The following is a 10,735-nucleotide window of genomic DNA, read 5'->3' on the forward strand; positions in this document are numbered from 1 at the left end:
TTTCATTTTGGTATGCCACCTGGCGTGGTAAGGTGAGCACGCTACACAGGCCGAATCACGGGGCTTTGCACCACGTTGGTGCGTCATCAGGTCGCCTGATCTTTCGCTGCTGTAACCCAAACCGTCTATTCCTCTGCCACCCTGTTCGGCATGGCTGCCTGATGGCGTCGGCGAGAAAAAGCCAGGTGGACCTCACGCCGAGGTCGGTCGTCAGCCCGTTCCCCTTCACTGTTATTGCGGAGTGACCATGCCCAAGGCCTCACATCACGATTTGCGTACCGACTTCCGCGCCTTGCTCGCCTCGGGCACGTGCTACCACACCGCCTCAGTCTTCGATCCGATGTCGGCACGTATCGCCGCCGACCTGGGCTTCGAGGTCGGCATCCTGGGCGGTTCGGTGGCGTCTCTGCAAGTGCTGGCCGCGCCGGACTTCGCATTGATCACCTTGAGCGAGTTCGTCGAGCAGGCCACACGCATTGGCCGGGTCGCTCAATTGCCAGTGCTGGCCGATGCCGACCACGGCTACGGCAACGCCCTCAACGTCATGCGTACGGTGGTCGAGCTAGAGCGCGCAGGCGTCGCCGCCCTGACCCTGGAAGATACCCTGCTGCCGGCCCAGTTCGGCCGCAAGTCGACCGACCTGATCTCGGTCGAAGAGGGCGTTGGCAAGATCCGCGCAGCGCTCGAAGCGCGCGTCGACCCGGCCTTGTCGATCATTGCCCGGACCAATGCCGGGGTGCTGCCTCTCGAGCAGGTCATCGCCCGTACACGCGCCTATCAGGAAGCCGGTGCCGACGGTATCTGCATGGTCGGCGTGAAGGACTTCGACCAGCTCGAAGTCATTGCCGAGCACCTGAGCGTGCCGCTGATGCTGGTCACCTATGGCAACCCCAAGCTCATCGACGACGAACGCCTGGCCAGCCTCGGCGTGCGCATCGTGGTCGACGGGCACGCGGCGTACTTCGCCGCGATCAAGGCGACCTACGACTGCCTGCGTCAGCAACGTGGCCGTCAGACCCAGACCGAAAGCCTCAGCGCCACCGAGCTGTCGCACACCTACACCCAGCCCGAGGACTACATCCGTTGGGCCAAGGAGTACATGAGCGTCGAGGAGTGACCACGCGTCGCGACGTTTCCAGTATGGTTCGTTCGTCTTGATCAGGAGGCTCTCATGGCCCGCAAAGTGTTCCCCGGCTTTGAAGCCGTGTCGGCCATGGTGCCGACCGAAGGCGGTTATCACGCCGCTATCGCCGTGAAGGCCGCCCACGGTCCGGGTGCCCCTCGTTTCCACAAGGTCCTGGACGCGCAGGTCTTTCCACGGGCCGATGCGGCGGACGAAGCCGCCGCCCAGGTGCTGGAGCGGTTGACGGGGGTGGATGAGGAAGGCGGGCTGGTATGGGAGCAGGGCGCGTAGTCGTGTCTCCTCACGCCCTCCTGGCCCGCCGTCCTACACCTCGGGCCGGCGCATCTTGAACAGCTCGCCCAGCTCGAAGTAGTCCGCCGGGCCGCCGCCGCGCAAAATCGGCTGCGCTGCCGCCGTGTCGTAGATCCCGTCCTTGAGCAGGTGTTCGGCGATGTGCACCGCCACCACCTCGCCCAGGATCAGCCAGCTGGGCACCGGCACCTGGTCGGCACGCGTGAGCTGGACGATCTGACTCACCTTGCACTCGAAGGCCACCGGGCTTTCGCCCACTCGCGGTACGCCTACCAGCCGTGACGGGATTGCCGTCAACCCACTCAACTCGAACTCGTCGACCTCTGCCGCGACTGCCGCGCAGCTCTGGTTCATGGCCTCGGCCAAGGGCCGCGTCGCCAGGTTCCAGACGAACTCGCCGGTCTGCTCGATGTTGTTGAGGCTGTCCTTGCGCCCGACACTGCAAAAGCCAATGATCGGCGGCACGTAATTGAAGGCGTTGAAGAAACTGTACGGCGCCAGGTTCAGGCGGCCTTCACGGTCGTGGGAGGAAATCCAGCCGATCGGGCGTGGGCCGACGATGGCGTTGAAAGGGTCGTGGGGCAGGCCGTGGCCCTGGGCGGTTTCGTAGAAGTACATAGGCGCTGGGCCAGGTGGCCCTTCCTCTCGGTGGACGGGCGCCTAGTGTGCCAAGCCTTCGTCGATCTGCAAATGCAAAGGGGGCACCGCGTGGCGCCCCCTTCGTGCTTCACACGCGGCGCAAGGTCAGTCGGTGTTGATGCGCGAATGCGTGCGGGTGTCCTTCATGGTGGCGTAGACCAGCAGGGAACAGGCGATGCAGCCGGTCACGTACCAGTAGAAGCCGCTTTCCATGCCGATGCTCTTGAACCACAGCGCCACGTACTCGGCGGTACCGCCGAAGATCGACACGGTCAGCGCATAGGGCAGGCCCACACCCAGTGCGCGGATCTCGGTTGGGAACAGTTCGGCCTTGACCACCGCGTTGATCGAGGTGTAGCCGCTGACGATGATCAGCGCCGCCATGATCAGGAAGAACGCGCCCCACCAGGTCTGGATGGTGTGCAGGGTGCTGAGGATCGGTACGGTGAACAGCGTGCCCAGAACGCCGAAGGCGATCAGGATCGGGCGCCGTCCGATGCGGTCCGACAGTCCGCCGATCAGCGGTTGCAGGCACATGAACAGGAACAGCGTGGCCGCCGAGATGGTGGTCGAGTCGCTGATGCTCATGCCCACCGTGTTCACCAGGTACTTCTGCATGTAGGTGGTGTAGGTGTAGAACGCCAAGGTCCCGCCCATGGTCAGGCCGACCACGGTCAGCAGTTCCTTGGGATGACGCAGCAGCGTGCGCATCAGGCTTTCGTCGGACGCCTTCTTCTTGGTGAAGGACGTGGTCTCTTCCATGCCGCGGCGCAGGTACAGCGCGACCACTGCGCACAGCGCACCGATCACGAACGGCACGCGCCAGCCCCAGGCGTAGAGCTGTTCGGTAGTCAGGGTCTGTTGCAGGACGATCAGCACCGCCAGGGCGATGAGTTGCCCGGAGATCAGGGTCACGTACTGGAAGCTGGAGAAGAAGCCGCGACGCTCCTTGGTGGCCATTTCGCTCAGGTAGGTCGCCGAGGTGCCGTATTCGCCACCGACCGACAGCCCCTGCAGCAGACGCGCCACGACCAGCAGGATCGGCGCGGCCACGCCGATGGTTTCGTAACCCGGGGTCAGGGCGATCACCAGGGAGCCGGCGCACATCAGCAGCACCGACGCCATCAGCGCAGCCTTGCGCCCCTTGCGGTCGGCGTACAGGCCCATCAGCCAGCCACCGATCGGACGCATCAAAAAGCCCACGGCGAAGATCGCGGCGGTATTGAGCAGTTGCGCGGTCGTGTCGCCGGCCGGGAAGAAGGCCTTGGCGAAGTACAGCGAAAACGCGGCGTAGACGTACCAGTCGTACCATTCGACCATGTTGCCGATCGAGCCGCTGAAGATCGACTTGAGCCGTGAGGCGGTGGTCTTGGGCGCAGCAGGCGAGATGCCTTCGCTGCGCGGCAGGGAAGTGGTGTTATCCATCAGGGATGACCTTCTCTTTGTTTTTGTGGGGTGCGCCGCCATGCGGTGACTGCCCGGGCCATTGCAGAAGGTGTGCCAAGGCGTGAAAGCGTGGCATTCATGCAGGCTTTGTCGCCTTTGTGCAGGTGCCCGCCCGCTGCTCCTTCACTCAGAGCCACACCTTGATGAGACCCGTTGCCACGGGCCTGTGGGAGCGGGCTTGCCCGCGATTGCAGGCGGTGACGGCCCTGGCGATAGCGCGGGCAAGCCCGCTCCCACAAGGAGGTCGCGTCAATCTGCCAGACCAGCAAATTTCCGCCGATCTGCCTGTTGTCATCGGCAAAAATCCGCCTATTCGCGCGCGAGAAACGCTTCCCGAACCAGCCCATGACGCTGCATCTTCTCGTTGAGCGTACGCCGCGGCAGGTTCAGGTGCTCCATCACCGCCTTGATCTCGCCCCGGTGCTGGCGCAGGGCCGCGCGCAGGCACTGCGCCTCGAACGCTTCCATCTGCGCCTGCAGCGACCCTGCACCAGTCGGCGCCTCGAGAGCGGGCGCTTCCAGGCCCAGTGCATGGCGTTCGGCGGCATTGGCCAGCTCGCGCACGTTGCCCGGCCAGTCGTGACCCAGCAGCCGGGCCAGCTGCCCGTCCGACAACGGCGGCACCGAACGGCCGAGGCGTTGCGCCGCCGCATGGGCGAAGTGCTCGAACAGCAGCAGGATGTCTTCGCGGCGCTCGCGCAGCGGTTTGAGGCGCAGCTCGGCCACGTTCAGGCGATAGGCCAGGTCCTCGCGGAAATGGCCAGCGCGGGCCGCCTCCAGCAGGTCCGGCTTGGTCGCGGCGATGATCCGCAAGTCCACCCGGATGCTGCGGTTGGCGCCCAGCCGCTCCAGGGTCTGCTCCTGGATCACCCGCAGCAGCTTGGCCTGTTGCGCCAGCGGCATGCTCTCGATCTCGTCGAGGAACACCGTGCCGCCGTCGGCATACTCCAGCTTGCCGATGCGCTTGCCCTGGGCACCGGTGAAGGCGCCGCTCTCGTGCCCGAACAGCTCGGCCTCGAACAGCGCTTCGGGGATCGCCGCGCAATTGAGCGCGACGAACGGCTTGCCGGCCCGGGGGCCGCATTCGTGCAGGCAGCGCGCGACGCGTTCCTTGCCACTGCCGGTCTCGCCACGGATCAGCACGTTGACGGGCAGCGCCGCCAGGTCCAGCACCTGCTGACGCAGGTGACGCATGCCCGGCGACATGCCGAGCAGGCTAGTCTCCAGGCGCGTGCGCAGGTCGGCCTGCTCGTGCAGGCGGCGGTTCTCCAGCACCAGCCGGCGCTTGTCCAGGGCGCGTCGGAGGCTGCCGAGCAGATGCTGCGGGCTGAAGGGTTTTTCCAGAAAGTCGTAGGCGCCCTTGCGCATGGCTTCCACCGCCATCGGCACGTCACCGTGCCCGGTCAGCAGGATGACCGGCAAATCGGCGTCGAGCCCCTGCAAGCGTTCGAGCACCTGCAGGCCATCGAGCCCTGGCAGGCGCACATCGCTGATCACCACGCCGGGAAAATGCGCCGGCAAGGTCTCCAGGCACGGCTCGGCGCGGGCGAACAGTTGGACCTGGAAACCGGCCAGCTCGAGCCATTGCTCGATGGCGGTGCGAATACTGAGTTCATCGTCGATGACGATCACCGAGTTCAACATGCAGGCTCCAGGTCACGTGGCAGAAGAAGGCTGAAACGGGCGCCGCCCGGCACGTTGTCGACGCTCAGCCGGCCATCGGCCTCGGCCACGATGCCGTAGGAGATCGCCAGGCCCAGGCCCAGTCCCTCGCCGACCGGCTTGGTGGTGAAGAAAGGGTCGAAAACGTTCGGCAGGTGGGCCGGATCGATACCGCCGCCGGAATCCTGCACGCTCAGGCACCAGGTGGCCTCCTGCGCGTCGATGCGGATCTCCAGGCGCCTGTAGGGCTTGTCGGCCATGGCGTCCAGGGCATTGTGCAGCAGGTTGATCAGCACCTGCTCCAGACGGATCGCATCGCCCCGGACCCAGGCCGGACGCGCCAGGTACAGCGCCAGCTCGACGCCCTCGTCACGCAGGCGCGTGGTCAGCAGGTGCAGCGCCTGGTCGACCACCTCGGCCAGGTCCAGGCGCTCGCGCAGGCCGCCGGGGCTGTTGCGGGCGAAGGTCTTGAGGTGGTGGGTCAAGGCGCTCATGCGCGTCAGCATCTGTTCGAGTGGCTCCAGCGCCTGGCGCGCATCGGCGTGTCGACCATGGTCGAGCAGCAGGCGCACGGTCTCCAGCTGCATGCGCTGAGTGGTCAGCGGCTGGTTGATCTCGTGGGCCAGCGCTGCCGACATCTGCCCTAGCGCCGCCAGCTTGGTCGACTGCACCAGACCCTCCTGGGCCAGACGCAGTTGCCGGGTGCGTTCTTCGACCTGCCGCTCCAGCGCTTCGCGGCTGCGCACCCGCAGGCGTGCCAGACGCAGACGCTGATTCACGAATAGAGCGGCGAACACCAGGCTCAACCACGCCAATGCGCCCGTCAGCGCCGCATTGACGCCTTCCTTGCCGACCTGGGGGGTACGCAGCAAGTGCAAGGTCCAGCCATCGTCAGGCAGCGACAGGCTTTCCCACAGGTAGTCTGCCGCGCCGTTGGGGCCGTCGACACGACTCAGGCGGCTGTTGTCCTGGAACTGCATGCGCACCTGATGCTGCAGGGGCGTCAGCGGCTGCTTGTCGTACTGTCGCGTGAGGGCGATGTTGGCACGGTCCTCATGCGTCAGCGGCTGCAGCTCACGGTAGCGCCAGCCGGGCTGATTGGCGATGAAGGTAATGCCGCGCGCATCGCTGACCAGCAGGATGTCGTTGCCCTGGCGCCATTCTCGCTCCAGCTCGGGAAACTCCAGCTTGACCACCATGGCCCCCAGGAAGCGTCCGCGCGCATCGTTGACTGCGCTGGACAGGAAGTACCCCGGCACGCCACTGGTCACGCCGACGGCATAGAAGCGCCCGCTGCCGTGGCTGATGGTCTGCTGGAAATACGGGCGAAAGCCGTAGTTGGAGCCGACGTAGCTGGTCGGTAGGCGCCAGTTGCTGGCCGCGACTGCCAGTCCGTGGCGGTCGAGCAGTTCCAGGGTGGAGGAGGCCGCCGCGCCATTGATGCGTTCGAGCTTGCGGTTGAGCCGGTCCTGCGTCTGCGCGTCCACCGGCCCCTGGAGGGCCTGGACCAGCTCCGGGTCGAGCGCCAGCACCGCCGGCAAGGCCCGGTAGCGCTCGATCAGGGTGTGCAAGGCGTTGGCGTACACGTGCAATTGTTCGCTGGCGCGTCGCGCATCGGCTTCCAGGGCCTGGCGCTCGGCCCGTTGCAGGGCCCAGCTGGCGCACAGGACGGCGCCGGCCAGCACCACCAGGATGATCACCATCAGGCGCAACGAACGCATCAAGGAGGGCATGGACGGTCCTCAGGGTTCAACGGTTCGGCGAGCCCGGCGAGGCCGGGCCACCAGGGTCACAGCAACTCGAAGCGTGCGGCGTTCACCGTCCGTGAGTCCAGCCCGACCTGCACCTCGAACAGGCCCGGTTCGGCCACATGCTGCAGGCGACCGTCGTAGAACTTCAGGTCGTCCGCATCGAGGGTGAACGTCAATGCCCGCGACTCGCCGACCTTGAGCGCCACCTTCTGGAAATGCTTGAGTTCCTTGACCGGGCGGCTCATGGACGCGGTGGTGTCACGCAGGTACAGCTGCACCACCGCCTCACCCTCGCGCGCGCCGGTATTGCGCACGGTGACCGTGGCACGTAGGCCCTGGCCCTGCTGCACCCGATCCGTCGACAGCGTGACCGGGTCGAGGGCGAACTGGGTGTAGCTCAGGCCATAGCCGAACGGGTAGAGCGGGCCATTGGGTTCGTCGAAGTACTGCGAGGTGTAGTTGCCGGGTTTGCCCGGCGTATAAGGGCGGCCGATGCTCAGGTGGTTGTAGTACGTCGGGATCTGTCCCACCGAACGCGGGAAGGTAATGGGCAGCTTGCCCGACGGATTGTAGTCGCCGAACAGCACATCGGCGATGGCATGGCCGCCCTCCGTGCCGCTGAACCAGGTTTCGAGCATCGCGTCGGCCTGCTCGCGTTCCCAGGCCAGCGACAACGGGCGGCCGTTCATCAGTACCAGCACCAATGGCTTGCCCGTGGCCTTGAGCGCCCTGATCAATTCACGCTGCACGACCGGAATCTCCAGGCTGGTGCGGCTGGCCGACTCGTGCGACATGCCGCGGGGTTCGCCCACGGCCGCGATCACCACGTCGGCCTGTCGGGCGGCCTTGACCGCTTCCTCGATCATCACGGACGCCGGGCGCGGATCGTCGTTGATTTCTGCCGCGTCCCAGTTGATGAAGTTCAGATAGTCGACCACGGCCTTGTCGCCTGTCAGGTTGGCGCCACGAGCATGGAGCAGATGGCCTTTGCCCGCCAGCGCCTCGGCCAGCCCCTGGCGCAGCGTGATCGACTGCTGGTGGCGACCGGCGGCGGCCCAGCTGCCCATCATATCGAACGGCGCATCGGCCAGCGGCCCGATCAGGGCGATGGTGGCGTCTTTCTTCAGGGGCAAGGTCTGGTTGCGGTTTTCCAGCAGCACCAGGCTGCGCCGTGCCACATCGCGGGCGGCCTGGCGGTGCAGGCGTGCGTCGGCGTAGACGTCCTCGGGGTCGTCCTTGGCCTGACCGATGCGCAGGTAAGGGTCCTTGAACAGGCCCATCTCGTACTTGGCGCCGAGTACCTCGCGCACCGCCTGGTCCAGCTCGGCCTGGGTCACTTCGTCAGCAGCCAGCAACCCCGGCAGCTCCTCGCCATACAGCGCATCGTTCATGCTCATGTCGACCCCGGCCTTGAGCGCCAGCTTGGCGGCTTCGCGGCCGTCGCGGGCGACGCCGTGGCGAATCAGTTCCTCGATGGCGCCGTGGTCACTTAGGGTCACGCCCTTGAAGCCCCAGGACTGACGCAGCAGGTCGCGCAGCAGCCAGGTGTCGGCCGTGGCCGGCACGCCGTTGATCGAGTTCAAGGCCACCATCACCCCGCCAGCGCCGGCGTCGAGGCTTGCCCGGTAGGGCGGCAGGTAGTCGTTGTACATCTTCGGCGTGCTCATATCGACCGTGTTGTAGTCGCGCCCGCCCTCGACTGCACCGTACAGGGCGAAATGCTTGACGATGGCCATGACGCTGTCGGCCTGGTCCGCGCCCTTGCCTTGCAACGACCGCACCAGGGTGCTGCCCAGTTGCGCGGTCAGGTAGGTGTCTTCGCCGAAGCCTTCGCTGGTCCGGCCCCAGCGGGGGTCGCGGGCGATGTCGACCATGGGCGCAAAGGTCATGTCCACCCCGTCGGCCGACGCTTCTTGCGCCGAGACGCGCCCGACCCGGGCCACGGCGTCCAGGTCCCAGGTGGCGGCCAGGCCGAGGCTGATCGGGAAGACCGTGCGGTGGCCGTGGATCACGTCGTAGGCGAAGAACATCGGGATCTTCAGGCGGCTGCGCAGGGCGGCGTCCTGCATCGCACGGTTCTCGTCGCGGGTGATCGAGTTGAAGGTGCCGCCGATGCGGCCGGCGGCGATCTCCTTGCGGATCTTCTCCCGAGGCATGTCGGTGCTGATGCTGATCAGGCGCAACTGGCCGACCTTCTCCTCGACCGTCATCTGCGCGATCAGGTGGTCGATGAAGGCTGCCTTGTCGTGAAGGTCGGGTGACGCGGCCAGGGCCGATTGACTGGCCAGGGCGATGGCCAGGCCCAGCACACGGAGATTTTTCATGAATTCTTTTCTCTGGGCCGCTGTCCCTATCCACGGCGACGGGCGCGCGATGAGAGAAGCTCAGCGACTATTGTTGTAGAGTCTGCCGGGGGCCTTTTTAGCCGATCGGACCAGCCCGATCCAGCGGCACCGGTCGATTATGCCGATTCATGATTATTCGAGAGCGAACCAGGGAGCGTGCGCGACATGCAGATGACTCAGATCAAGTCGATCCAGATGGTGGTGTTGCTGATGCTGGGCAGCCTGTTGGCCGGCTGCGGCATCAACAACATCCCGCAATACGATGAACAGGTCAAGGCAGCCTGGGGCCAGGTGCAGAACCAGTACCAGCGCCGCGCCGACCTCATCCCCAACCTGGTCGAGACCGTCAAGGGCTACGCGCGTCAGGAGCAGGAGACCCTGACCGCCGTGATCGAGGCGCGGGCCAAGGCCACCTCGATCCAGGTCGATGCCAGCACGCTGGACGATCCGAACAAGCTCAAGCAGTTCGAGCAAGCCCAAGGCCAGTTGACCGGTGCGCTGAGCCGCCTGATGGTGGTGTCCGAGCGCTACCCGGACCTCAAGTCCAATCAGAACTTCCTGGCCTTGCAATCGCAGCTCGAAGGCACCGAGAACCGCATCGCCGTGGCGCGCCGCGACTTCATCGCCGCCGTGCAGCAGTACAACACCGAGATCCGCACCTTCCCGGGGCGCCTCTGGCACAGCGTGATGTACAGCGACCTGAAGGTGCGCGAGAGCTTCGAAGCGACCAGCGCCAACGCCGACAAGGCACCTGAAGTGAAATTCTGATGCGTCGGGCGATGGCGTTCGTCTGGCTGGCCATGTGGCTGGTCAGCACCAGCCTCCAGGCCGAGCCGGCCTTTCCGACGCTGACCGGGCGCGTGGTGGACACCGCCGGATTGCTCGATACGGCCAGCACCCAGCAACTCGACAGCATGCTCAAGGCCCACGAACAGGCCACCGGCGACCAGCTGGTGGTGGTGACCGTACCGGACCTGGGCGGTGACAGCATCGAGGAGTACGGGTATCGGCTCGGCCGGCACTGGGGCATCGGCCAGAAGGGCAAGGACAACGGGGCGCTGTTGATCGTCGCCCAGCAGGAGCGGCGGCTGCGTATCGAGGTCGGGTACGGCCTGGAAGACCGGCTGACCGATGCCCAGTCCTCGGTGATTATCAACAGCGTGATCACTCCGGCCTTCCGCAAGGGCGCCTTCGCCGACGGGATCGTCGCTGGGGTCAGTGCCATGCTGCAGGTACTGGGGGGTGATCCGCTGGCCGAGCCGCAGCGGGCGGCCGATGACGGCTCGGGACGAAAGCCGGTGCCCTGGGGCGCGGGCCTGGTGATCCTGGTGTTCGTCGTCGTACTGGTGGTGCAGGGGCTGGGTTCTGGCGGTGGTCGTGGTGGCCGCGGAGGTCGCGGAGGCGGTTTCGGCGGTGGCCTGGGCGGCGGTTTCGGCGGGGGTGGCTTCGGGGGAGGC

The 10,735-nt window shown here is 66.0% G+C and carries 9 protein-coding genes; 4 read left to right on the plus strand and 5 right to left on the minus strand.

From position 1 onward, the window contains the following. The first annotated feature begins 247 nt into the window (after positions 1-247). Both G7007_RS19760 and G7007_RS19765 read left to right on the plus strand, forming a co-directional pair. Positions 248-1,117 carry an isocitrate lyase/PEP mutase family protein gene (locus G7007_RS19760; protein WP_181104491.1) on the plus strand — a complete coding sequence of 290 codons (870 nt, stop codon included), beginning with the start codon at positions 248-250 and terminating at the stop codon, positions 1,115-1,117. A 54-nt stretch (positions 1,118-1,171) separates the two neighbouring features. After that, on the plus strand, positions 1,172-1,414 hold the full coding sequence (locus tag G7007_RS19765; RefSeq protein ID WP_181104493.1) for a hypothetical protein: 243 nt from the start codon (positions 1,172-1,174) through the stop codon (positions 1,412-1,414). 33 nt (positions 1,415-1,447) lie between these two features. Here G7007_RS19765 and G7007_RS19770 read toward each other — a convergent pair whose 3' ends face one another. From G7007_RS19770 to bglX, 5 genes are all read right to left on the minus strand, one after another. Then, entirely contained in the window at positions 1,448-2,053 is a 606-nt protein-coding gene (locus tag G7007_RS19770; RefSeq protein ID WP_181104494.1) for a flavin reductase family protein, read from the minus strand. 126 nt (positions 2,054-2,179) lie between these two features. Beyond that, positions 2,180-3,499 (minus strand): MFS transporter, encoded by a 1,320-nt coding sequence (locus G7007_RS19775; protein ID WP_181104496.1) that lies wholly within the window; start codon positions 3,497-3,499, stop codon positions 2,180-2,182. Between the two features lie 330 nt (positions 3,500-3,829). Then, on the minus strand, positions 3,830-5,164 hold the full coding sequence (locus G7007_RS19780) for a sigma-54-dependent transcriptional regulator (RefSeq protein WP_181104497.1): 1,335 nt from the start codon (positions 5,162-5,164) through the stop codon (positions 3,830-3,832). After that, complete coding sequence (locus tag G7007_RS19785; RefSeq protein WP_181104498.1) at positions 5,158-6,915, minus strand: ATP-binding protein; 1,758 nt, start codon at positions 6,913-6,915, stop codon at positions 5,158-5,160. The genes G7007_RS19780 and G7007_RS19785 overlap by 7 nt, the downstream gene beginning before the upstream one ends. Before the next feature lie 56 nt (positions 6,916-6,971). Then, positions 6,972-9,257, minus strand: coding sequence for a beta-glucosidase BglX (bglX, locus tag G7007_RS19790; RefSeq protein ID WP_181104499.1), 2,286 nt, complete (start codon positions 9,255-9,257; stop codon positions 6,972-6,974). 186 nt (positions 9,258-9,443) lie between these two features. Here bglX and G7007_RS19795 point away from each other — a divergent pair, with 186 nt between their 5' ends. Further along, positions 9,444-10,046, plus strand: coding sequence for a LemA family protein (locus G7007_RS19795; protein ID WP_181104500.1), 603 nt, complete (start codon positions 9,444-9,446; stop codon positions 10,044-10,046). Continuing rightward, positions 10,046-10,735: TPM domain-containing protein (locus G7007_RS19800; RefSeq protein WP_181104501.1), on the plus strand; the 690-nt coding region annotated here is incomplete at its 3' end. The genes G7007_RS19795 and G7007_RS19800, both read left to right, overlap by 1 nt.

Origin of the sequence: Pseudomonas entomophila, from assembly GCF_013523125.1 — a bacterium.
In the GTDB taxonomy this organism is placed as follows: Bacteria; Pseudomonadota; Gammaproteobacteria; order Pseudomonadales; family Pseudomonadaceae; genus Aquipseudomonas; species Aquipseudomonas entomophila_B.